The organism is Nonomuraea sp. MG754425, from assembly GCF_021699195.1.
GTDB lineage: Bacteria > Actinomycetota > Actinomycetes > Streptosporangiales > Streptosporangiaceae > Nonomuraea.
The window spans coordinates 1-23,232 of the sequence record NZ_SSXE01000157.1; the positions used below are offsets into that span (position 1 = coordinate 1).

Sequence of the window (23,232 nt, forward strand, 5' to 3'; positions counted from 1 at the left end):
GTGGAGGGAGCGGCCGTGAGGTGTCGCCCGTTCGGTGCTGCCGGTTCTGACGTCCCTGACAAGGAGTGTGCCTGTGTCTGAGATTTACCGGAACGCCCTCGCCGGCCCCCGCGATCTCGCGGGCTTCCGGATGGAGGGGGACGGGGTGATGTCGTTCCCGCAGGGGCGGCTCAGGCTGGAGAGTCTGCGTCCTGCGTCCGAGGGGCAGGCGGCCAACCTGGTGTTGTGGTGTCCGGAGGAGTTCCCGGCCGACGTCCGCGTCGAGTGGGAGTTCTGGCCGGTCAGGGAGCCGGGCTTGGCGATCATGTTCTTCCATGCCAGGGGGCGGGCGGGCGAGGACCTGTTCGATCCGGACCTGGCCGGGCGGGACGGCCCGTACGAGCAGTACCACCACGGCGACATCGACGCCTACCACGTCTCCTACTTCCGCCGCAGGTGGGCCTCGGAGCGGGCCCTGCACACCTGCAACCTGCGCAAGAGCCACGGGTTTCACCTGGTCGCCCAGGGGGCGGATCCGCTGCCGGGGGTGATGGACGCCGAGGGGCCCTACGCGATGCGGATCGATGTGGCGGCGGGCGCGGTGACGTTCTCAATCAACGATTTGGTCTCGTTCCGCTGGGAGGACGACGGGTCGATCGGCGGTCCGGCCCTGGCAGGGGGCAAGATCGGGTTCCGGCAGATGGCTCCGCTGATCGGAGAGTACGCAAATCTCCGCGTATCTCGTCATTGACTTTGAGTCGATTCAACACTAATTTCGCACCAACCCGCCGTTCACTCGCTTGTAACTGGGCAGGAACCACGGTGCAATACTCCACCCCCGTATCCGTGCACACGCCACGAGAAGGTGGTGCCGGATGAACCATCCCGCCATGTCGTTCAGGATTCAAGCTGCCTGCTCAGAGGTCATCTGGGCGGTCCGCCTGAACCTGATCTGGCTCGTGTTCACCCTCGCCGGAGGCGTGATTCTCGGGATCGGGCCGGCCACCGTCGCCGCCTACACCCTGGCGCGGAGGCATACCCGTAATGAAACGTTTCAGGTTCGGCCTGAATTCTGGACCGTCTACCGGCGGGAATTCGTCCGGGCCTCGTTGCTGGTCCTGCCGGCGGTGCTGGTCGCCGTCGTGCTGGTGGGCAACTACCTCTACCTCTCCGCCCTCGGGCCCGACCTCGGAGCGTTGCGGATCGCGAGCTTCGTGGCCCTCATCGCGCTGGCCGGCGCGGGGGCGTACGTAGGGCCGCTCTACGCGCATTACGACCTGCCGCTTCTGGCCTACTGGCCCAAGGCGGTCCAGTTGGCGCTGCTGCGTCCGGCCTCGACCGTGATCCTGCTGCTAGCGCTCTCGGCCATCGCCTTCGCGACCTCGGCGGCGCCCCTCCTGGCGCCGTTGGTCAGCTTCGGCGCCTGGATCTATCTCAACACGTGGCTCTGCCAGCGCTTCTTCCAGGAGAACGAGGCGCGCCTGCATTCGAAAGGGAACTCATGAGCGCACCCCGTCGTCGGCTCCTCGTCGGCGTGTTAACGCTAACGGCTGCTCTCACCGCCTCGGCCTGTTCGGGCGGTGGCAGCGCGCCTCAGACCGACCCGAACACGATCACGTTCATGTCGAAGCTGTTCGGCACGGCCCCGGAGCCGACCGGTGAGATGCAGCAGGCCCTGGAGAAGTTCCTCGGCAAGAAGCTCAAGGTCACCTGGGTGCCCAACGCCGAGTACAGCGAGAAGATGAACGTCACGCTGGCCTCGGACAACATTCCGCAGGTCGTGGTGGTGGACCCGCACATGCCGGCGTTCGTGAAGGCGGCGCAGGCGGGGGCGTTCTGGGACCTGACCGACAAGCTGGACAAGTACCCGAACCTCAAGCCGGCGGACGCCCAGTCGGCGCTCAACTCCTCCATCAACGGCCGGACATACGGCCTGTACCGGATGCGCCCCCTGCTGCGCTCGGCGGTCGTCATCCGCAAGGACTGGCTGAAGAAGGTCGGCCTGGAGGAGCCGAAGACGATCGAGGACTTCTACCAGGTCGCCAAGGCGTTCACGGAGAAGGACCCCGACGGCAACGGCAAGAAGGACACCTACGGCCTCATCATCCCGAAGTGGCCGGGTGACTACGCCAGCGCCAGCCCGTACGACGTGATCGAGACCTGGTTCGGCGCACCGACCGGCTGGGGCGAGCGCGACGGCAAGGTGGTGCCCGGGTTCGACACGCCGGAGTTCGTCGAGGCCAACAAGTGGCTGAAGAAGATGGTGGATGAGGGCCTGGTCAACCCCGACTTCGCCACCCTCGACTCGGCCAAGTGGAACGAGCCGTTCTTCCACGGCAGGGGCGGCATGATCATCGACGTGAACATCCGCTCCCGCCAGCTCTTCGACCTGTACCGGGAGTCGGGCGACAAGGACTACGGCGACAAGGTCACCATGGTCGGCAACATGGCCAAGTCCGACACCGAGAAGTTCTCCTACCCGTTCACGGGCTACGCCGACTCCCTGGCCATCTCCAAGCAGAGCGTGCGCACCGACGCCGACCTGGACAACGTGCTGAAGACGCTGGACAAGCTGGCCACCAAGGAGGGCCAGATCCTGCTGCAGAACGGCATCGAGGGCCGCAACTTCGAGGTCGAGAACGGCGACACCGCCGCGCTGATCAACGAGGACGACCCCGCCGTCAAGACCGTCCAGGACAACGTGGACGACGCGTTCGTGCAGTTCGGCACCAAGGGCACGGTCGACATCGGCGGCATCGCCTACCAGCGGGTGCCGTCCGGCCAGCCCTACCGGGACATCCTCGACCTGCAGAAGAAGCTGGTCGAGGAGGACCTCAAGACGGCCGTGCACAACCTGGCGCTGCCCGTCATCTCCGCCACGCAGATCGAGAAGGGCGCGCAGATCGACAAGATCGTCTCCGACGCCCGGGTCAAGTTCCTGTCGGGCGCGATCGACGAGGAGGGCCTCAAGGCCGAGATCAAGCGCTGGCACGACAGCGGCGGTGACCAGGTGATCAAGGAGATCAACGAGGGGCTCGCGAAGCTCCCCAAGTAGTCACCACCCCCCGCGTGAGGGGCCCGGCGACGTCCAGGCCCCTCATCTGAAAGGAGGCCGCTGTGGCCACCGACCTGGCGACGCCTCCCGCGAAGGCGGCGCGCAAGGCCAGGAAGCGCAGGGCCGACAAGGTGCCGCTGGGCACCGCGCTCCTGCGTTACCGCTGGCTCTACCTGATGCTCCTGCCGGGCCTCGCCTACTTCGTGATCTTCAAGTACCTCCCGATGTACGGCGTGACGATCGCCTTCCAGGACTTCCTGCCGTTCCTCGGCTACTCCGGCAGCCCCTGGGTGGGCCTGAAGCACTTCGAGGCCCTGTTCACCGGCGGCGACTTCGGCAGGCTGCTGTTCAACACGCTCTTCCTGGCGCTGCTGCACGTGGTCTTCGTCTTCCCCGCGCCGATCGTCGTGGCGCTGCTGCTGAACGAGCTGCGGCTCAACATCCTCAAGCGCTCGATCCAGTCGCTCATCTACATCCCGCACTTCCTGTCCTGGACGATCGTCGCGTCGCTGACGTACGTGCTGTTCGCGGCCGACTTCGGCGTGCTGTCCGGGTGGATCCGCGAGTTCCTGAACGACACCGCGAAGATCGACTACATGGCGCAGGAGGAGTGGTTCCGCCCGCTGATCATCCTCCAGCAGCTCTGGAAGATGACCGGCTGGGGCACGATCATCTACCTGGCCGCGCTGGCCGGCGTGGACCCCAACCTGTACGAGGCCGCCCGCATGGACGGCGCCGGCCGTTTCCGTCAGCTCTGGCACGTCACGCTGCCCGCGATCCGCCCGACGGTCGTCGTGATGGCGATCCTCGCCTCCGGCAACCTGCTGGACACCGGCTTCGAGCAGATCTGGCTGATGACCACCTCGCTCAACCGCGACGTGGCCAACGTGTTCGACACCTACGTCTTCTACGCCGGCATCCAGAACGCCTCCTACAGCTACTCCACCGCCGTCGGCCTGTTCAAGGGCGTGGCGGGCGTCATCCTGATCTTCGGCTCCAACTGGCTGGCCAAGCGCCTGGGCCAGCGGGGACTGTTCTGAGGAGGCCGGCCGTGACCACCATGACCGAGACCAAGCCCAAGCCGCTCGCGGTCAACAACAACAGCTCGCCCGGCAGCCGCGTGTTCGACGCGCTCAACGTCATCGTGCTCGTCGGCCTGGCGCTGATCACGGTGCTGCCGCTGCTGTACGTGCTGGCCGCCTCGTTCGCCGGTGAGCCGGAGATCGTCTCCCGGCCGTTCTTCCTGTGGCCGGAGAAGATCGTCACCGAGTCGTACGAGTACATCTTCGCCACCCCGACCTTCGTGCGGTCGCTGCTCACGACCGTGTTCGTGACCGCCGTCGGCATGGTGGTGCAGGTGTTGCTGACCTTCACCATGGCCTACCCGCTGGCCAAGCGGTACCTGCCGGGCCGCACCCTGGTGCTGAACCTGGTCATCTTCACGATGGTCTTCTCCGGCGGCATGATCCCCACCTATCTGGTGGTGCGCGACCTGGGGCTGCTCGACAGCTACTGGGCGCTGATCCTGCCGCTGGCGATCAACCCGTTCTACCTGATCATCGTCAAGAGCTTCTTCCAGGAGCTGCCGCAGGCGCTGGAGGAGGCGGCCAGGATCGACGGCTGCAACGAGATGGGCGTCTTCTTCAGGATCGTCCTGCCGCTGTCGAAGCCGATCATCGCGACGTTCTCGCTGTTCTACGCGGTGGCGATCTGGAACGACTACATGTCACCGCTGCTGTACGTCAACGACCCGAACAAGTGGACGCTGCAGATCCTCGTCCGCCAGCTCACCAACACCGACGCCGCGGCGGCCCTGGCGCAGATGGACCGGACCTGGATCCCGCCGGAGCAGGGCCTGAAGTTCGCCGTCATCGTGATCGCGACGCTGCCGATCCTGCTGTTCTACCCGTTCCTGCAGAAGCACTTCGCCAAGGGCGTGCTGATCGGAGGCGTCAAGGAGTGAGCCGGACCGTGCTGCTGGCGGGGGACTCGACGGTCGCCTCCTGCCCGGCTTTCGAGGCGCCGATGTCCGGATGGGGGGCGCAGCTCGGGCCGTACGTCGGCGGCCCGGTGCGCAACTTCGCCAAGGGCGGCGCCACCACGGCCAGCCACCGCGCCGAAGGGCTGTGGGCGGCGCTGCTGCGCGAGGTCGTGCCCGGTGACGTCGTGGTGATCCAGTTCGGGCACAACGACCAGAAGGAGCCCGGCCTGCCCTACCGCGACAACCTGCGCGCCTTCGTCCGGGAGGCGCGGGGGGCGGGCGCGTCGGCCGTGTTGTGCACGCCGGTGCAGCGGCGCAGGTTCGAGGCCGGGCGGCTGGTCGCGACGCACGGCGACTATCCCGAGCGGGTGCGCGAGCTGGCCGCGGCCGAGAGCGTGCCGCTCATCGACCTGACCGCCGCCACCACGGAGCTGTACGAACGCCTCGGCCCCGAGGGATCGAGGACGCTGTTCACCCACTTCCCGCCCGGCACGCACCCGCTCCACCCGGACGGCGTGGCCGACGACACCCACTTCTGCTTCCGCGGCGCCGACGAGGTGGCCGCGATCGTCGCCGAGCGACTGAAGGAGATCGCATGACCGACCTCGGCTGGCTGGATCGACCTGGAGATCAGGGGGTGACCTGGGGAGTCCCGTGGCCACGCGGCACGGTCGGGCGCGGCACGCCGTTCGCGCTGGCCGACGCCGACGGCGGCCAGGTGTCCGTGCAGAGCTGGGTGAGCGCCACCTGGCCGGACGGCTCGGTCAAGTGGACGGCCCACGCCATCGGCGCCCGCCCCCACTCCACGGGTTACCGGCTCGAACCCGGGCGCGCGCCCGGAGCCGCCGGCCCGGTCGTCACCGTCACCCGCGAGCGCCGCGACCTGGTGGTGAGCACGGGCGTCGTCACCTGGAGGATCGGCGGCGGCCAGATCGCCCGGTCGATCTCGCGCGGGGGCCGTGAGATCGCCAAGGACGTGCGCCTGGTCAGCCTGCGCCAGGCCGAGCCCACCCCCGACGAGGGCGGTCACGTGGCCCGCGAGCAGGCCGCGGGCGTCGTCGAGAGCGTCACGGTGGAGCAGGAGGGTCCCGTGCGCGCCGTGGTGCGGCTGGAGGGCCGGCACGGCGACTGGCTGCCGTTCACCGTGCGCCTGTACTTCTACGCCGGAGCCGAGCAGGTGCGGATCATGCACACGTTCGTCTGGGACGGCGATCCCGAGCGCGACTTCCTGGCCGGGCTCGGCCTGCGCGCCGACGTGATCATGCGGGACGACCTGCACGACCGGCACGTCCGGCTGGCCGGCGGCGCGGGCTTCCTCACCGAGGCCGTGCGCGGGCTGACCGGCCTGCGCCTCGACCCCGGCGAGGCCGCCCGCCGCGCCCAGGTCGACGGCCGCCCGGCCGGGGAGCTCGCCACCGAGGTCGCGAGCCGGGCACACCTCATCCCGGCCTGGAACGACTACACCCTCGACCAGGGCTCCGCCGACGGCTACACGCTGCGCAAGCGCACCAAGGAGGGGCACGCCTGGGTGACGATCCCGGCCGGCGCCCGCTCCGCCGGGTACGGCTACGTCGGCGGCGTCAGCGGCGGCCTCGGTTTCGGGCTGCGCGACTTCTGGCGGCTGCACCCCACCCGCCTCGACGTCAGGAACGCCGCCACCGCCGCCGCGACCGTCACCGTCTGGCTGTGGTCGCCGTCCGCGCCGGCCATGGACCTGCGCTTCTACCACGACGGCATGGGCCAGGACACCTTCGAGGAGCAGCTCGAAGGGCTGGAGATCACCTACGAGGACTACGAGCCGGGGTTCGGCGATCCGCGGGGCATCGCGCGTACGCACGAGCTGAGCCTGCGCGTCCACGACGCCACGCCGTCCGCGGGCGAGCTGGCCGCGCACGCCGCGGCGCTCGACGAGCCGGGCCTGCTCACCGCGAGCCCCGAGCGGGTGCGCGAGGCGGGCGTCTTCGGCGTCTGGGGCCTGCCCGACCGCTCCACCCCGGCGCGCGCCGAGATCGAGGACCGCCTCGGCTTCCTCTTCGACCTGTACGTACGCGAGCGCGAGCAGCGCCGCTGGTACGGCTTCTGGGACTACGGCGACGTCATGCACACCTACGACGGCGACCGGCACACCTGGCGTTACGACGTCGGCGGCTACGCCTGGGACAACTCCGAGCTGTCACCCGACCTGTGGCTGTGGCTGCAGTACCTGCGCACGGGCCGGGCCGACGTCTTCCGGTTCGCCGAGTCGATGACCCGCCACACCGGCGAGGTGGACGTCTACCACCTGGGCCGGTGGAAGGGGCTGGGCAGCCGCCACAACGTGCAGCACTGGGGCTGCAGTTGCAAGCAATTGCGCATCTCGAACGCCGCCTACCGGCGCTTCTACTACTACCTGACCGCCGACGAGCGCACCGGCGACCTCATGGACGAGCTGAGCGTCCCCGAGGAGACGTTCCTGGCGATCGACCCGCTGCGCAAGGTGCGCGAGGACGTCTACACCCCGGACCCGTCGGCGCTGTCGGTCGGGCTCGGCACCGACTGGGGCTCCCTGGCGGCGGCCTGGCTGACCAGGTGGGAACGGCACGGGGACGAGCGGGCCAGGGACCGGCTGCTGGGCACGATGGCCGGCATCGCCGCCATGCCGCGCCGCTTCCTGACCGGCGAGGGCCGCCTCGACCTGGCGACCGGCCGCTTCGACACCTCCCGGGAGCGGATCTCCATCTCCCACCTGTCGTCGCTGTTCGGGCTGCCGGAGATGTGCGCCGAGCTGATCGCGCTCGACCTGGACGTGCCCGGCTTCGAGGCGGCCTGGCTGGAGTACTGCCGGCTCTACCTGGCCCCGCCCGAGCAGCAGGAGGCCGAGGTGGGGCAGCGGCTGAGCGGCATCTCGCTGATCCAGGCGCACAGCCGGCTCACGGCGTACGCGGCGGCGCGGACCGGGGACGCCGAACTGGCGGCGTGGGCCTGGCGCAAGTTCCGCCTCGGGGAGGGCGACCAGCTCAACCGCAACCCGTTGCAGCATCAGGAGAAGTGGGAGCTGACCCTGGTGGACGGGCCGGAGGTGCCGCACCCGGTCTTCGAGGCGCCGTTCGTCAGCACCAACAGCGCCGCGCAGTACGGCCTGGCCGCCATTCACAACCTGGTGCTGATCGGCGAGCACCTGACGGAACGTTAACGAGGAGGTGGGGCTCCCGCAGGGAGCCCTACACTGATCGGTATGCATACTCCCGATTGACCGGCGGCGCACGCCCAATCCTCGTTTCCTAGCTCGGGAGTGTTCCGGTCACCATGATCATCGCAACTGATATCGAGCTGCGCGCGGGCGCGCGCCTGCTCATCGAGAAAGCCACGTTCCGGGTCAACCCCGGCGACAAGATCGGGCTCGTCGGCCGCAACGGCGCGGGCAAGACGACGTTGACCAAGGTGCTGGCGGGTGAGGGCATTCCCGCCGCCGGCACCGTCAACACCACCGGCAGCGTCGGCTACCTGCCCCAGGACCCCCGCACCGGCGACCTCCAGGTGCTGGCCCGCGACCGTATCCTGTCGGCGCGCGGCCTCGACGAGGTCATCCGCAAGCTGCGGGAGGCCGAGGGCGGCATGTCCTCCGCCGACGAGCGCACCCGGGAGAAGGCCGTCAGGCGGTACGGGCGGCTCGAAGATCAAATGCATGTCCTGGGCGGGTACGCGGCCGAGTCGGAGGCCGCCTCCATCGCCTCCAGTCTGGGTCTGCCGGACAGGGTGCTGGGGCAGTCCCTGCAAACGCTTTCCGGCGGCCAGCGCAGGCGCGTGGAATTGGCGCGAATTCTTTTCAGCGGAGCGGAAACTCTCCTTCTCGACGAGCCCACAAACCACCTAGATGCGGACTCAATCGGGTGGCTTCGTGATTTTTTGCGGAGTCATCAAGGTGGCTTGGTGATCATCAGCCACGACGTCGGTCTTCTTGAAGCCACGGTCAACAAGGTTCTGCACCTCGACGCCAACCGATCGGTGATCGACCACTACAACGTCGGCTGGAAGGCCTACCTCGCCCAGCGCGAGACCGACGAGAAGCGCAGGAAGCGCGAGCGGGCCAACGCCGAGAAGCAGGCCGGGGCGCTGCTGGCGCAGGCCGACAAGATGCGCGCCAAGGCCACCAAGGCCAAGGCGGCCCAGGACATGATGCGCCGGGCCCACCGGCTGCTGTCGGGCACCGAGGAGGAGCGCCAGAGCGACAAGGTCGCGCGGCTGCGCTTCCCCGAGCCGCAGCCGTGCGGGCGCACCCCGCTCACGGCCGAGGCGCTGTCCAAGTCGTACGGCTCGCTGGAGGTCTTCACCGACGTCAACGTGGCCATCGACCGAGGTCACAGGGTCGTCATCCTCGGGCTGAACGGCGCGGGCAAGACCACGCTGCTGCGCATCCTGGGCAGCCTGGAGGCCCCCGACACCGGCGCGGTCCGGCCCGGCCACGGCCTGAAGGTCGGCTACTACGCGCAGGAGCACGAGACCCTCGACTCCGGCCGTACGCTGCTGGAGAACATGCGCTCGGCGGGCGGCGAATTCACCGACACCGAGTTGCGCAAGGTGCTCGGCTCGTTCCTGTTCACCGGCGACGACGTCGACAAGCCCGCCGGAGTTCTGTCCGGCGGTGAGAAGACCCGGCTCGCACTTGCGATCTTGGTTCTGTCGAGCGCCAATGTGCTCCTTCTCGACGAGCCCACGAACAACCTCGATCCGGTCAGCCGCGAGCAGGTTCTCAACGCCCTGAGGTCGTATTCAGGAGCAATCGTCCTAGTCACACATGACGAGGGTGCCGTTGACGCCCTGTCACCGGATAGGGTGATCTTGCTACCGGACGGAACTGAAGACGCATGGAGCGACGAATTTTCCGATCTTGTGGCACTTGCCTGATCTTAATTTGAGTGGGTACGGATCTTTTCCCGTGGAGTAGGTAGCCGATCCCGCTGAAATGACTGATCATGGCGGAGTAACGCTGCGGAAGTCCGGCACTACAGGAGGTACTCGTGGCCGAGACACTGAAGAAGGGCACCCGGGTCACCGGGGCCGACCGGGAAAAACTGGCCGGCGATCTCAAGAAGCGCTACGCCGCGGGCGAAAGCATTCGCGCGCTGGCCGCTTCGACCGGTCGGTCCTACGGGTTCATCCACCGCATCCTGAGCGAGTCCGGTGTGACTCTGCGTGGGCGCGGCGGGGCGACTCGAGGCAAGTCCAAGCGCTGACGGCCGCCTTGGAACGTGCGACCGCAGCCGCCCGTCCCTAGTCAGCCACCGTCGCGTCCGGGCCAGAACGATGTTCTGTAGGCTCGGGCGCGACGGTCAGCACTCCGGACGAAGGAGCGGGCGATGGCGGAAGCGCAGGCGCGACAGCGCGGGGGGAATGCGGACGACGGCCCTGCCACGGCAGAGGGCGCGGTCCGATTCGAGGTGGACGGTGAGATAGCGGCGATCACGCTGGCCCGGCCGGACAAGCGCAACGCTCAGACGTTCGCGACATGGTCGGCACTGGCTCGCATCGGCGAGAGCCTGCCCGAGCAGGTGCGCGTCGTCGTCGTGAAAGGTGAGGGACCGTCCTTCTCAGCGGGTATCGACCTGCGAATGTTCACATCTGAGGGGGTGCCCGGACAGGGCTCGTTCAGCTCGGCGGCCGCAAGCGAGGACGCCGGCTTCGAGCAGCGCATCCGGCAGGCCCAAGCGGGCTTCCTGTGGTTGCGCCGCCCGGAGATCGTCTCCATCGCCGCGGTGCAGGGACACGCGATCGGAGCGGGATTCCAGCTCGCGCTCGCCTGCGACCTGCGCATCGTGGCCGACGACGTCTCGTTCTGCATGAAAGAGCCCGCACTGGGCCTGGTGCCCGATCTCACGGGGACCAAGCCCCTGGTCGAACTGGTGGGCCTGGCCAAGGCGATCGACATCTGCCTGACCGCCAGGACCGTGCACGCGGACGAGGCCATGCGCATCGGCCTCGCGGAGCAAGTGGTCGCCCGGAGCGACCTGGATCAAGCGGTACGCGAGAAGGTCACCGCGCTGCTGTCCACCAATCGTGACGCGGCCGTGGCGACCAAAAGGCTCCTCCAGGGCGCGCGGGCCCGCTCCCTGGAGGAGCAGAGCAGGGCCGAGGGGATCGAGCAGGCGGCCCGCATCAAGGCGCTCTTCGGCTGAACCGGCGCTCTTCGGTTGATTCTTCACGCGCGGTGCGATCGGCCCGCGAGGTCTGATCCGGCTTGCGAGGGCCGATTGGCCGTTCGAGGGGTGATTCGCCGCGCGAAGTGTGATCGGCCGCGCGAGGTCTGATTCGCCGCTCAGGGTCTGAGCCGGTGATCAGGGGCTGATCCGGTGGTCGGAGGTGTGATTCATCGCTCAAGGTCTGATTCGCCGCTCAACGGGCTGATCGGGCACTCAGCGGCTGATTCGGCACTCAGGGAACGCCTGGGTGACGTGCGGCGGCGGCGAACGCTTTCCGGTCGTTGCCCGGCTCTGAGGGGCTGTGCCGCCCGTGGAGGGTGGGTTGGGCCTGATATGCGGGAGTACGTCTCCTCGGCGCTCAGAGGCCGCTTCAGGGCGCGTCCAGAGGCAATGCCGCGCGGGCGGCCCGGCGCCTTCGCGCCGGGGCCGGGTTCCGTGGTGAGCTGGGTTTCGCGCCGGGGCCCGGTTTCGCGGTGAGCTGGGTTTCGCGGTGAGGTGGTCTCGTGGTGGGCCGGGTTTCGCGGTGAGCTGAGCCGGGAATCCCCAAGCGCCCCGGCGGCGCTGTCTCCGGCGGAGGAGGAGGGATCCCCCGGATGGCGATGATGGGAGGGGGCTTCGGCCCCGGCATGATGGTCTCGCTGCGGCGCGACGGATCGGTCACCAAGCAGCGGCTGCGGCCCGGCACGGTGCGGCGCATCGCGCGCTACGCCCGTCCGTACACGCGGCAGATCGCGGCGTTCCTGCTGCTCGTCGTGGCGGGAGCGGTGATCGTGGTCGCCAACCCGCTGCTGATGAAGGCGATCATCGACGACGGCATCCTGCCCAGGCAGGCCGGCGTGGTGATCTGGCTGGCCGTGGCCATCGGCGCGCTCGCGCTCGTGGACGCCGGGCTGACGCTGGTGCAGCGGTGGTTCTCGGCGCGCATCGGCGAGGGCCTGATCTACGACCTGCGCACCGAGGTGTTCGACCACGTGCAGCGCCTGCCGGTCGCGTTTTTCATGCGCGCGCAGACCGGCGCGCTGGTCAGCAGGCTCAACACCGACGTGATCGGCGCCCAGCGCGCCCTGACCAGCACGCTGTCCTCCGTCGTCGCCAACGTGGTCAGCCTGGTCCTGGTGCTGGGCGCGATGCTGGCGCTGTCGTGGCAGGTGACCCTGGTCGCGCTGGTGCTGCTGCCGATCTTCGTGGTGCCCGCCAAGTACGTCGGCCGCCGCATGTCCGCCCTGACCCGCGAGCAGATGCAGCTCGACGCCGAGATGAGCTCGGTCACCACCGAGCGCTTCAACGTGGCCGGCGCCATGGTCGCCAAACTGTACGGCCGGCCGGAGGACGACGCCCAGGTGTTCGGCGCGCGGGCGGCCAGGGTGCGCGACGTCGGCGTGACCGTCGGCATGTACGGCACGGTGTTCCGGGTCGCGCTCGGCCTGATCGCCGCGCTGGCCACCGCCCTCGTGTACGGCATCGGCGGCGTGCTGTCGGTCTCCGGCGCCTTCGAGCTCGGCACCCTGGTGGCCCTGGCCGCGCTGCTGATGCGCCTGTACGGCCCCCTCACGTCCCTGTCGAACGTGCACGTGGACGTGATGACCGCGCTGGTCAGCTTCGACCGCGTCTTCGAGATCCTCGACCTCGAGCCCATGGTGGCGCAGAAGCCGGACGCCGTGCCGGTGCCCGACGGCCCGGTCACGATCGAGTTCGACGACGTGCGCTTCCGCTACCCGTCCGCCGAGGAGGTCTCGCTGGCCTCGCTGGAGTCGGTGGCCAGGCAGGACACCGGCGGCCCGGCGGAACCGGTGCTCAAGGGCGTGTCGTTCACCGCCGCGCCCGGCCGGCTCGTCGCGCTCGTCGGGCACAGCGGGGCGGGCAAGACCACGATCACCTCGCTGGTCTCGCGGCTCTACGACGTCAACGAGGGCGCGGTGCGGATCAACGGCCTCGACGTGCGCGACGCCACGCTCGGCTCGCTGCGCGACACCGTGGGCGTGGTCATGCAGGACGCGCACCTGTACCACGACACGATCGGCGCCAACCTGCGCTACGCCCGTCCCGGGGCGAGCGACGAGGAGATCTGGCGGGCGCTGCGGGCCGCGCAGATCGGCGAGCTGGTCGAGGGCCTGCCCGACGGGCTGGAGACCGTGGTCGGCGATCGCGGCTACCGGCTGTCCGGCGGCGAGAAGCAGCGGCTGGCGCTGGCCAGGCTGCTGCTGAAGGCGCCGCGGGTGGTCGTGCTCGACGAGGCCACCGCCCACCTCGACTCCGAGTCGGAGGCGGCCGTGCAGGTGGCGCTGAAGACGGCGCTGGAGGGCCGTACGTCGCTGGTCATCGCGCACCGGCTCTCGACGATCAGGGAGGCCGACGAGATCCTCGTCATCCAGGACGGCCGGGTGGCCGAGCGCGGCCGGCACGAGGAGCTGCTGACGCGCGGCGGGCTGTACGCCGAGCTCTACCGCACGCAGTTCAGCTCGTCCGGTAGCCCAGCCGCCTGAGCTCCTCCCTGGCCACCTTCTCCACCAGCACCAGGTCGTCGCGGCGCAGCCGGGTGCGCCAGGCGCCGACCTTGGGCACCGCCGTGTCGTACAGGACGACCTTGGACACCCGCGTCTCCAGGAACTCCGACAGCGTGGCGACCGACTGCGGCGGCTTGTCCACCAGGTCCTCGTAGCGCAGGGTGAGCAGTTGCGGGGCGGGCAGCGTGCGGCGCAGCTCGGCGCTCATGCGTACCGCGCCGCGCCAGCGCAGCGCGCTCTTGCCGGCCGCCGGCATCGTCTTCCAGCGATCGAGGTGCTCGTCCTTGTTGACGCCGAGGAAGGCGTTGGGGAACTCGGTCTGCTCCGCCACCATCGCCGGCTTGAACCAGGCCAGGCAGGCCGGGTCGCCCAGCATGCCGGCCACCACGTCGCGGCCGTCGCGGATGAGCTGGACGAACCGGGCGTCGGGGAAGGACTGGAGCAGCACGGTCGCGCTGTAGATCAGGTCGGGGCTGCCGTCGCCGAACCGGGTGACGTCGTCGGCCGACACGCACGGGCCGCAGCCGGTGACGCCGCCGGCCTCGCGGCACGGCTCGGCGCACTCGCCGCAGGAGCGGGGGAGCACCTGCCACGACTCGGCGAGCGCGTCGCGCATGACGCGCACGGCCCCCGAGGTGCGGGCGATGGACGGCTTACGGGCGAAGGCGTACACCACGTGCGCCACGCTCGCGCGGCCCATCGTCACGTGGAAACCGGGTGAGCGTTTCAGCGCGCGGGCCAGGAGGTCGACGCCGGAATGCGGAGCTCCGAGCAGGAAGACCGGCCGGCGGACCTTGATGCCGTTGACCACGAGGATGTGGGGCGGAAGTCGCATACGGAAAGCAAGTGTGACACCGTTTTCCCCGTGAACGAGCCAACGTCAGTGTCGGTGCTCACCGGAGCGGGCGTCTCGACCGATTCCGGGATCCCCGACTTCCGGGGGCCGCAGGGAGTCTGGACGAAGAACCCGCAGGCGGCGGCCAGCGCGACCATCGACCGGTACGTGGCCGACCCCGAGGTCAGGCGCGCGGCGTGGCAGGCCAGGCTCGGTCACGCGGCCTGGGCGGCCCGGCCGAACGCCGCCCACCGCGCGCTGGTCGACCTGGAGCGCGCCGGGCTGCTGCGCGCCCTCATCACCCAGAACATCGACGAGTTGCACCAGCGCGCCGGGTCCGCGCCGGAGAAGGTCATCGAGCTGCACGGCACCCTGCACCGCGTCGAGTGCCTGACCTGCGACCTGATCACGCCCATGGCGGAGGTGCTGGAGCGGGTGGCCGCGGGGGAGCAGGACCCGCTCTGCCCGCGCTGCGGCGGCCTGCAGAAGTCGAACACGATCTCCTTCGGCCAGAACCTCAAGGCCGAGGTGCTGCGCGCGGCGCAGGACGCGGCCCGCTCGTGCGACGTGTTCGTGGCGGTCGGCACCTCGCTCACCGTGCATCCCGCGGCCGGGCTGTGCGGCGAGGCGCTCGACGCCGGGGCCCGGCTCGTGATCGTGAACGCCGAGCCGACCCCCTATGATCCCTTCGCCGATCGTGTCGTCAACGAGCCGATCGGCCAGGCACTGCCCGCGCTCGTCAAGGAGTTGATCGATGAGACCAGGTGACACCGTCGCGCTCGTCTCCCCGTCGGGGCCGCCCGACGCCGCGCAGTTCGAACGCGGCGTCCGGCGGCTGGAGTCGCTCGGGCTGAAGGTGGTGGCCGGCGAGCACGCGCTCGACCGCCAGGGGCTCGCCTACCTCGCGGGCGAGGACACCGCCCGGGCCGCCGACCTGCAGACGGCCTGGTGCGACCCGGCCGTCACGGGCGTGTTCTGCTGCCGCGGCGGCTACGGCGCGGCCCGCCTGCTCACGCTGCTCGACTGGGACGCGATGCGGGAGGCCGTGCGCAGGCAGGGACCCAAGGTGCTGCTCGGGTCGAGCGACATCACGGCGCTGCACACCGCGTTCGCGGTCGAGCTGGGCGTGCCCACCCTGCACGGGCCGATGGCCGCCTGCGACGTCATCGCGGGCGACGACGACGGGCCCGAGCCCCGCACGTGGGAGAGCCTGCGCGCGGCGCTGTTCGGCCAGGCCGACACGGTGACGGGCGATCGGGTGCTGGCGCCGGGCCGGGCCGAGGGCGTGCTGCGCGGCGGGAACCTGTCGCTGCTCGCCTCCCTGTGCGGCACGCGGTGGCAGCCGTCCTTCGCCGGCGCGATCGCGTTCCTGGAGGACGTGGACGAGGAGCCGTACCGGATCGACCGGATGCTCACCCAGTTGCTGCAGGCCGGGGTGTTCGACGGGGTGCGGGGGATCACGCTGGGGTCGTGGGAGCAGTGCGGTGATCCGTACCCGGTGCTGGAGGACCGGCTGGGGCGGCTCGGGGTGCCGATCGTGGCGGGGCTGCCGGTCGGCCACGGGTCGCCGCAGATCAGTGTCTGGCTCGGCGCACTTGGTGTTATCGATACCGAATCGTGCTCGCTGGCTGGCTCGACCAGGAATGGGGAGCAGGCAAGGTAGGAGGGACGAATCCGACAGAAAGGGACACGGCGCGTGAACTTGTTCAGGCGTGAGCCCTCTCGCCGGCCGGTCGAGGACGTCGATCTCGACTCGTTGCTCGCGCTCGTCGCCGAGTCCCTCGGATACTCCTTCGCCTTCGCCCGCGACGGCTCCGCCGTGACCCTCACCGGTCGCGGCGCCGCCCTCGTCGTCAAGCTCACCGGGCTGCGGCGCGAGGCCGGGCGGCGGGCCAGGGAGGACTGGCCGATGCTGGTCTCCGAGCACCTCGCGCACGCCGTGACCACCGCCGGCGAACGGCTGGACGTGTGCGACCTGGAGCAGGCGCGCCCGCTGCTGGGCACCCGGGTGGAGTCGGTGGACGAGGTGCCCGACCTGACCCGCGTCGTGGGCCGTCACCTGAACGCCGACCTGGTCGAGCTGCTGACCGCCGGGTCGCGGCCGGTGCGCCCGGAGGAGTCCGGATGCTGGCCGGTGCCCACCGGGCACGCCCTCGACCTGGCCGTCGCCAACGTGCGCGGGCAGGACCGGCTGCGGGTGGAGCACATCGAGCTGTCCGGCACGCCCGTCACCCGGCTGACCGCCTCCGCCCCGTCGGCCGCCACGCATCTGCGGTGGCTGGACGACTACCTCTCGGTGCCCGCCGACGGGGTGCTGGTCGTGCTGCCCGATCCGTACACGCTGCTCGTGCATCCGGTGGACGGGATCGGGGTGGTGCGGGCGATCGAGCGGCTGCGGGTGCACGCCGCCCGCACCGACGGGCTCAGCTCCCAGGTGCACTGGTGGCACGCGGAGCGGCTGACGCTCATCAGGGCCGACATCGTCAACCGGGCCGGGCAGACCAGGCTCGTGGTGGCGCCGCCGCCGGACTTCGCGCGCGTCTTGGCCCGCCTGGCGGTCTGAGCCGGTCCGCCCGGTCCCCGGCCTGACGAGGGTCAGCCGCGCCCGACGTAGTCGCGCAGGTGCACGGCCGTCAGCGTGGAGCCGTCGCCGACCAGCTCGCGGGGGGTGCCGGTGAAGACGACCTGGCCGCCGTCGTGACCGGCCCCGGGGCCGAGGTCCACGATCCAGTCGGCGTGGGCCATGACGGCCTGGTGGTGCTCGATCACGATCACCGTGTTGCCGTCGTCCACCAGGCGGTCGAGCAGGGTCAGGAGCTGGTCGACGTCGGCCAGGTGCAGGCCCGTCGTGGGCTCGTCCAGCACGTAGGTGGTGCCGTTCCTGGCCATGTTGATGGCCAGCTTGAGCCGCTGGCGCTCCCCGCCGGACAGCGTGGTGAGCGGCTGGCCGAGGCCCAGGTAGCCGAGTCCGACCGAGACGAGACGGTCGAGGATCGTGCCGGCCTGGCCGGTGCGGAAGAAGTCGCGGGCCTCGGAGATCGGCATCTCCAGCACCTCGCTGATGTTCTTGCCGCGCAGCCGGTACGTCAGCACCTCCGCGGTGAACCGCCGGCCCTCGCACGCCTCGCACACCGACGCCACCTCGGCCATCATCGCCAGGTCGGTGTAGATGAGGCCGATGCCCTTGCAGGCCGGGCAGGCGCCCTCGGAGTTGGCGCTGAACAGGCTCGCCTTGACCCCGTTGGCCTTGGCGAAGGCGGTGCGGATCGGGTCGAGCACGCCCGTGTAGGTGGCCGGGTTGCTCCTGCGCGAGCCGCGGATCGGCGACTGGTCGGCCACCACCACGCCGTCGCGTCCGGCCACGTGCCCGTGGATGAGCGAGCTCTTGCCGGAGCCCGCCACGCCGGTCACGACGGTGAGCACGCCGAGCGGGAGCTCCACGCTCACGTCGCGCAGGTTGTGCAGGGTGGCGTTCCTGATCGGCAGCCAGCCCGTGGGCTTGCGGACGTCCTCGCGCAGCCGTACGCGGTGGTCGAGGTAGCGGCCGGTCAGCGTGCCCGAGGCGGGCAGCCCCGCCAGGTCGCCGGCGTAGCAGATCTGGCCGCCGGCCGTGCCCGCGCCCGGTCCGAGGTCCACCACGTGATCGGCGATGGCGATCGTCTCCGGCTTGTGCTCGACCACGAGCACCGTGTTGCCCTTGTCGCACAGCGCCAGCAGCAGGCGGTTCATCCGCTCGATGTCGTGCGGGTGCAGCCCGGCGGTGGGCTCGTCGAAGACGTAGGTGACGTCGGTGAGGCTGGAGTTGAGGTGGCGCACCATCTTGACCCGCTGCGCCTCGCCGCCCGACAGCGTGGCCGACTCGCGGTTCAGGCTCAGGTAGCCCAGGCCGATCTCGACCAGGGAGTCGAGCGTCGAGCGCAGCCCGTCCAGCACCGGCCCGACCCGGGGGTCGACGATGCCGCGCACGAACTCGGCGAGGTCGTCGACCTGCATGGCCGAGCAGTCGGCGATGTTGCGCCCGGCGATCCTGGCCGAGCGGGCGGCCTCGTTCAGCCGGGTGCCGCCGCAGGACGGGCAGGGGGCGAGCTTGATCGCCCGCTCGGCGAACGCCCGCGCGGCCGGCTGCATCGACTCGCGGTCCTTGCCCAGGTAGCTGCGCCTGACCCGGGTGACCAGGCCCTCGTAGGTGAAGTTGTTGGCCCCGTACTTGAGCTTGACGGCGGGTTTGTGCAGCAGGTCGGCCCACTGCTGCTCGGTGAAGTCCGTCAGCTTGACCGCGGGGTCGAACAGGCCCGAGCCGGCCACGACCTGCCAGGGCCAACTGTCCACCGCGTACCCGGGGGCCTTGATCGCCCCCTCGTTCAGCGACAGCTCCCTGTCGACCAGCGCGTCCACGTCGATCTCGGACGCCTTGCCCAGCCCCTCGCATTCGGTGCACATGCCGTCGGCCGTGTTGAAGCTGAAGGCGGAGGCGGAGCCGACCGGCGGCTCGGCGATGCGGCTGAAGACGATCCGCAACATGGTGTGGGCGTCGGTGGCGGTGCCCACGGTGGAGCGGGCGTTGGCGCCCATCCGCTCCTGGTCCACGATGATCGCCGCGCTCAGGTTGTGCAGCGCGTCCACGTCCGGACGGGCCAGGCTCGGCATGAACCCCTGGATGAACGCCGTGTACGTCTCGTCGATCAGCCGCCGCGACTCGGCGGCGATGGTGTCGAAGACGAGCGAGGACTTGCCGGAGCCGGACACTCCGGTGAAAACGGTGAGACGCCGCTTGGGGACGTCGACGGAGACGCCCTTGAGGTTGTTCTCCCTGGCGCCGCGGACCTGGATGTGGCCGTGGCTGTCGGCGGCGGTGTGATCGCGAGTCTGGACGGTGCTGGCCTGGTGGGTGGAGAGCACGGAATCCTTCCCTCATCGGGCTGACTATTTATGCTGTAAAGGGATAGCCGGGACAGCTTACCCCCCACCCGGAGTGGAACAGGTCGCGCGCTCGGCGGCTCAGGCGGAGATCGGGTTGACCGCCCGGTGGTGCAGGCCGGTCACGGGGATCTCGTGCAGGCTGCCCGAGTACAGGAACTGCGTCATGCCGATCAGCAGCCGGCGCACGTCGTCCTGGGGGCGGACGACCAGGCGCAGGAACCGGCTCGTGGTGCCGAGCTTGTTGCCGCACTCGCGGACGTACACGCCGTGCTCGGTGAGCAGGTGGTCGCGCAGCGGCACCCCGTCGTGCCCCGGCGGCAGCCGCACCAGCAGGAAGTTGCCCTGGGAGGCGAACACCGACAGCCCCGGCATCGTGCTGAGCTGCTGGAACATCACTCTCCTGTCCTGGCCGAGCCGCGTGAGGCTGTCCTGGTACTCGGGCATGAACTGCCGCATCATGAACACCACGACCTCGGCGAACGAGTTGAGGTTCCACTTGGGCAGCGCGTCGCGCACCCGGCCGGCCAGGGCCGGGTTGGCCACCATGTAGCCGAAGCGGATGCCGTGCAGGCCGAAGTTCTTGCCGAGGCTGCGCAGCACGATCACGTTCGGCCGCACCGCCGCCTCGGCCGCGACCCCCGGGTACGGCTCGGCGTCCACGAAGTCGCCGAAGGACTCGTCCACGATCACCAGGTCGAGATCGATGAGCCGGTCGAGCAGGTCGAGGACCTCGTGCTTGGGCAGGTAGCCGCCGTCGGGGTTGTTCGGGTTGCAGATCACCGCCACCCGCGAGCCGCGCGTACGGATGAACGAGACGTAGTCGTGCACGTCGAGCGCGAAGTTGCGGCTCTCCGACAGCGGGTACATGTCGACCCGCTTGCCCGTCTCCAGCGGCTGGTCCGTCCAGCGGCCGAAGGTCGGGATCGGCACCGCGAGGCTGTCGCGGACCAGCAGGTGGTCGATCCAGGTGATCAGCTCCGTCGAGCCGTTGCCCATCGCGACCGTCTTGGGGTGCAGGCCGAGGGTGGCGCAGAGCTCCTCGGCGATCGTGCCCGCGTCGCTGGGGTAGAACTTGAGGATCGTCTCCAGGTTCCTCCCGAGGTACTCGAAGATCTCCGGCGTGGGGAAATACGGGTTGCAGGGGATGCAGAAGTCCACCGGCGGGCGCTCTCCCGTCGAACTGCGCAGCAGTGAGAAGTACGACGGGCTGTGCGCCTGTGCCCGCAAGAGACCGAGCTCCACGACACCTCCAGGGACCACGTGTCGGACGTGTGGAGGTACGCGCGGACGCCGTCAGCGGTTCACGGGGGGCGGCTCGTCGGTCCTGCGGAGCGTGAGGATCGCGATGTCGTCGCGCGGGGCCGCGCCGGTGAAGGCGCGCAGGTCGGCGCCGAGCGCGGCGGCCAGCCGCCCGTCGCCCGGCTCGCGGGCCCACAGGCGCAGCCGCTCCTCCAGGGGATAGAACGCGCCGTGGCGGTCGCGGGCCTCGGTCACCCCGTCAGTGCACAGCAGCAGCGTCGCCCCGCGCGGGAAGGCGAAGCGCGCGCCCCGGCGCGGCGTCGTCGACAGCGCCGCCAGGCCGAGGGGCACGGCGGGCTCGCCCAGGTCCATCTGGCAGGCGACGCCGTCGCGGATGAGGAACGGGGCGATGTGGCCGCAGTTGACCGCCTCGACCACGGGACTCCTGCCGATGTCGAGCACGAGCGCGGTGACCAGCCGCTCGGGCTCGCCGGTGTGGGAGGCGAAGGCGTTCTGCCTGACCACCGCGGTCTCCAGGGCGGCCACGACGCCGGTGAGCGTGTGCTCACGGTAGGCGGCCTCCCTGAACGAGCCCAGCACCGCCAGCGCGGTGCCGATCGCGGGCAGGCCCTTGCCCTGGACGTCGGCGATCAGGACGCGGGTGCCATGGCGGGAGGTGGCCACCTCGTACATGTCGCCGCCCACCATCGTGTCCTCCTCGACGGGCTGGTAGAGGCCGTCCACGAGCACGTCGGCGGTGCGCAGGGGGAGCGGGCGCACGATCAGCCGCTGCAGCGCCGCCGACGCCGAGCGCAGCCGGAACACCTCCTCCTCGCGCCGCACGCGGTAGCGGCAGCCGAGCACGCTCAGCACCCCGAAGACCGTCATGAACCCGGACGCCAGCAGGTTGTCCGCCGGCGGCACGCCGACGTACACGCCGGTGACGATCTCCACCACGATCACCCAGAGCGAGGTGGCGGCCGTCTGCCACACCTCGCCGAGCCCCGAGACGAGCGCCGGCAGGAAGATCAGCAGCGGGAACAGCCGCACCGCCGTGCCCGTGGCCACGTCGAGCGCGACCACCACCACCGTGACCAGAAAGACGCCCGTCGCCAGCACCGGCGTGCTCACGCGCGGCCCGTCGCGGAGCCGGCCGCGCCTCCCGTCGTCCGTCACTGGTCCGCTTCACCCCCTTGTCCTCTTCTATCAGTCTGTTTCTCCTGCCCGGCACGCGGGCACACGCCCTTGACCGCACCTTGTCCGCGACACTCAATCGGGAACGCCGCGGCGCGTATTGACGTGATTATCCGGACGTCGCCGCCGAATCGCTCCGCTCGCGTTATGAATGGCACCGAAATCGGCGGCCGGCCGGGCGGATGAATTCGTATTCGTGCGTTTTTCTGTGAGTGGGCGACGGGCGGCTGTGACCGTGTGTGCTGCAAGGATAGGCCCATTGGCTACGGAAAGTAAACGATCGCGCCCTGTTTGGCGGGTTTGCTGGTGGTGTGGGGGTCTTTCTTTGGGGCATACCGGGTTCTCATTTTCTTCTAATCTCCAAACTCATTGACACAAGAAAATGATCTTGTAAATATCTGAGTTGAGACGCGGATCGTCTAATTCACGTCAGGAAAGGGGCGCTGCCCATATGGACATCGAGCTCGACTGGACCCTGTTGCCGGCCGTCGTCGTCCGGAACGCCGGGTTTCCCTGGGAGCTCGTCCTGTCCCTCGTCCATCCCCGGGCGGCGGAGACCGCCGCGCAGGTCGTCCGGCTCGAACGGCAGGCGCTGGGCCTGCTCGCCGAGGCGCCCGACCGCGGCGCCGACGCCCGCCCGTCCGGTGCGCCCGACGGACGGGCGGGAGGCGGGCGGCTGCCACGTGGCGTGCGCAGCCGCCTGCGTGACCTGCGCCCGCTGCCCGACGACACACCGGGCCCGGACGGCTGGCTGGCGGCCTGGAACGACGTGACCGGCCGGCTGGAGGAGGCCAGGCTCACCCTGGACGGCCTGGCCGCGGGCGACGCCGCGCTCGCCAGGGCCGCCGTCGCCGGGATCATCGCCGACGAACGTTTCCTCGACGCGCTCGTGTGCTCCGCGCCGGGCCTCTACCGGGACCTGCGGCACGGGGCCAAGGGCGGCAGGACCCGGCGGCAACTCGCCGAACTCGTGCAGCGGCTGTCCGCCTCCTGCGAGACGTCCGGCTGCTACGGGCCGATCGGCTACGGGGCCGTCACACCCGGCCGCGACGGGGGCTACACGTGGGCGGGGGCCCACGTGTGCCCGCGGCGGGTGGCGTACCCGGCGGCCCCGGTGGGCGAGGCGTTGCAGCAGCGGCTGCTCGCCGACCCCGCGCTCGTGGCCGGTCTGGTGCCCCAGCGCAGGACGTGGACGGGGGAGACGCCCGACGGGGCGGCGTTCGCGGGCGACTGCGACGGGCGGCGCACGCTCGCCGAGATCGCGGCCCAGACGGGGGCCGGTCTCGAACGGGCGTCGGCGGCGCTGGCCGTGGCGGTGCGGCGGGGGCTGCTCACCCACGACCTGTGCC

Annotated in this window: 19 protein-coding genes; 15 read left to right on the forward strand and 4 right to left on the reverse strand. The window is 70.1% G+C overall.

Annotated features, from left to right (window positions below; all coding sequences use genetic code 11):
- Nucleotides 1-73: 73 nt before the first annotated feature.
- From FAF44_RS39180 to FAF44_RS39230, 11 genes are all read left to right on the forward strand, one after another.
- Entirely contained in the window at nucleotides 74-730 is a 657-nt protein-coding gene (locus tag FAF44_RS39180; protein ID WP_237108432.1) for a DUF1961 family protein, read from the forward strand.
- A gap of 124 nt (nucleotides 731-854) precedes the next feature.
- Complete coding sequence (locus FAF44_RS39185; RefSeq protein ID WP_237108433.1) at nucleotides 855-1,484, forward strand: YesL family protein; 630 nt, start codon at nucleotides 855-857, stop codon at nucleotides 1,482-1,484.
- Between the two features lie 116 nt (nucleotides 1,485-1,600).
- Nucleotides 1,601-3,034, forward strand: coding sequence for an extracellular solute-binding protein (locus tag FAF44_RS39190; RefSeq protein ID WP_237108434.1), 1,434 nt, complete (start codon nucleotides 1,601-1,603; stop codon nucleotides 3,032-3,034).
- Nucleotides 3,035-3,096: 62 nt separating this feature from the next.
- Nucleotides 3,097-4,074 (forward strand): sugar ABC transporter permease, encoded by a 978-nt coding sequence (locus FAF44_RS39195; protein ID WP_237108435.1) that lies wholly within the window; start codon nucleotides 3,097-3,099, stop codon nucleotides 4,072-4,074.
- 20 nt (nucleotides 4,075-4,094) lie between these two features.
- Entirely contained in the window at nucleotides 4,095-4,997 is a 903-nt protein-coding gene (locus FAF44_RS39200) for a carbohydrate ABC transporter permease (protein WP_237108449.1), read from the forward strand.
- On the forward strand, nucleotides 4,994-5,614 hold the full coding sequence (locus tag FAF44_RS39205) for a rhamnogalacturonan acetylesterase (RefSeq protein ID WP_237108436.1): 621 nt from the start codon (nucleotides 4,994-4,996) through the stop codon (nucleotides 5,612-5,614). The genes FAF44_RS39200 and FAF44_RS39205 overlap by 4 nt, the downstream gene beginning before the upstream one ends.
- Nucleotides 5,611-8,187, forward strand: a complete 2,577-nt coding sequence (locus FAF44_RS39210; protein ID WP_237108437.1) for a Tat pathway signal sequence domain protein — start codon at nucleotides 5,611-5,613, stop codon at nucleotides 8,185-8,187. Before FAF44_RS39205 ends, FAF44_RS39210 begins: the two co-directional genes overlap by 4 nt.
- Before the next feature lie 113 nt (nucleotides 8,188-8,300).
- Nucleotides 8,301-9,899, forward strand: a complete 1,599-nt coding sequence (locus FAF44_RS39215) for an ABC-F family ATP-binding cassette domain-containing protein (RefSeq protein ID WP_237108438.1) — start codon at nucleotides 8,301-8,303, stop codon at nucleotides 9,897-9,899.
- Nucleotides 9,900-10,012: 113 nt separating this feature from the next.
- Nucleotides 10,013-10,228 (forward strand): helix-turn-helix domain-containing protein, encoded by a 216-nt coding sequence (locus FAF44_RS39220; protein ID WP_020547488.1) that lies wholly within the window; start codon nucleotides 10,013-10,015, stop codon nucleotides 10,226-10,228.
- Nucleotides 10,229-10,351: 123 nt separating this feature from the next.
- Complete coding sequence (locus FAF44_RS39225; RefSeq protein ID WP_237108439.1) at nucleotides 10,352-11,167, forward strand: enoyl-CoA hydratase/isomerase family protein; 816 nt, start codon at nucleotides 10,352-10,354, stop codon at nucleotides 11,165-11,167.
- Between the two features lie 617 nt (nucleotides 11,168-11,784).
- Nucleotides 11,785-13,674, forward strand: a complete 1,890-nt coding sequence (locus FAF44_RS39230) for an ABC transporter ATP-binding protein (RefSeq protein WP_237108440.1) — start codon at nucleotides 11,785-11,787, stop codon at nucleotides 13,672-13,674.
- Here FAF44_RS39230 and FAF44_RS39235 read toward each other — a convergent pair.
- Nucleotides 13,646-14,530 carry a sulfotransferase gene (locus tag FAF44_RS39235; RefSeq protein ID WP_237108441.1) on the reverse strand — a complete coding sequence of 295 codons (885 nt, stop codon included), beginning with the start codon at nucleotides 14,528-14,530 and terminating at the stop codon, nucleotides 13,646-13,648. The two genes, FAF44_RS39230 and FAF44_RS39235, sit on opposite strands and share 29 nt — an antisense overlap.
- A gap of 30 nt (nucleotides 14,531-14,560) precedes the next feature.
- Between FAF44_RS39235 and FAF44_RS39240 the strand changes: the two genes are divergently transcribed.
- The 3 genes from FAF44_RS39240 to FAF44_RS39250 are packed head-to-tail and all read left to right on the forward strand — an operon-like array spanning nucleotide 14,561 to nucleotide 17,093.
- Nucleotides 14,561-15,298, forward strand: coding sequence for a Sir2 family NAD-dependent protein deacetylase (locus FAF44_RS39240; RefSeq protein ID WP_237108442.1), 738 nt, complete (start codon nucleotides 14,561-14,563; stop codon nucleotides 15,296-15,298).
- On the forward strand, nucleotides 15,285-16,193 hold the full coding sequence (locus FAF44_RS39245; protein ID WP_237108443.1) for an LD-carboxypeptidase: 909 nt from the start codon (nucleotides 15,285-15,287) through the stop codon (nucleotides 16,191-16,193). The genes FAF44_RS39240 and FAF44_RS39245 overlap by 14 nt, the downstream gene beginning before the upstream one ends.
- 33 nt (nucleotides 16,194-16,226) lie before the next feature.
- Nucleotides 16,227-17,093, forward strand: coding sequence for a hypothetical protein (locus FAF44_RS39250; RefSeq protein WP_237108444.1), 867 nt, complete (start codon nucleotides 16,227-16,229; stop codon nucleotides 17,091-17,093).
- A 32-nt stretch (nucleotides 17,094-17,125) separates the two neighbouring features.
- On the opposite strand, the gene FAF44_RS39255 is transcribed toward FAF44_RS39250, so the two are convergent.
- From FAF44_RS39255 to FAF44_RS39265, 3 genes are all read right to left on the reverse strand, one after another.
- Nucleotides 17,126-19,429, reverse strand: a complete 2,304-nt coding sequence (locus FAF44_RS39255) for an excinuclease ABC subunit UvrA (protein ID WP_237108445.1) — start codon at nucleotides 19,427-19,429, stop codon at nucleotides 17,126-17,128.
- Between the two features lie 99 nt (nucleotides 19,430-19,528).
- Complete coding sequence (locus tag FAF44_RS39260) at nucleotides 19,529-20,692, reverse strand: histidinol-phosphate transaminase (RefSeq protein WP_237108446.1); 1,164 nt, start codon at nucleotides 20,690-20,692, stop codon at nucleotides 19,529-19,531.
- A gap of 51 nt (nucleotides 20,693-20,743) precedes the next feature.
- Nucleotides 20,744-21,865: a PP2C family protein-serine/threonine phosphatase gene (locus FAF44_RS39265; protein ID WP_237108447.1), complete on the reverse strand. Its 1,122-nt coding sequence runs from the start codon at nucleotides 21,863-21,865 to the stop codon at nucleotides 20,744-20,746.
- A gap of 469 nt (nucleotides 21,866-22,334) precedes the next feature.
- On the opposite strand from FAF44_RS39265, the gene FAF44_RS39270 reads away from it, so the two are divergent.
- Nucleotides 22,335-23,232, forward strand: an 898-nt coding sequence (locus tag FAF44_RS39270) for a hypothetical protein (protein WP_237108448.1), incomplete at its 3' end; no start/stop codon positions are given.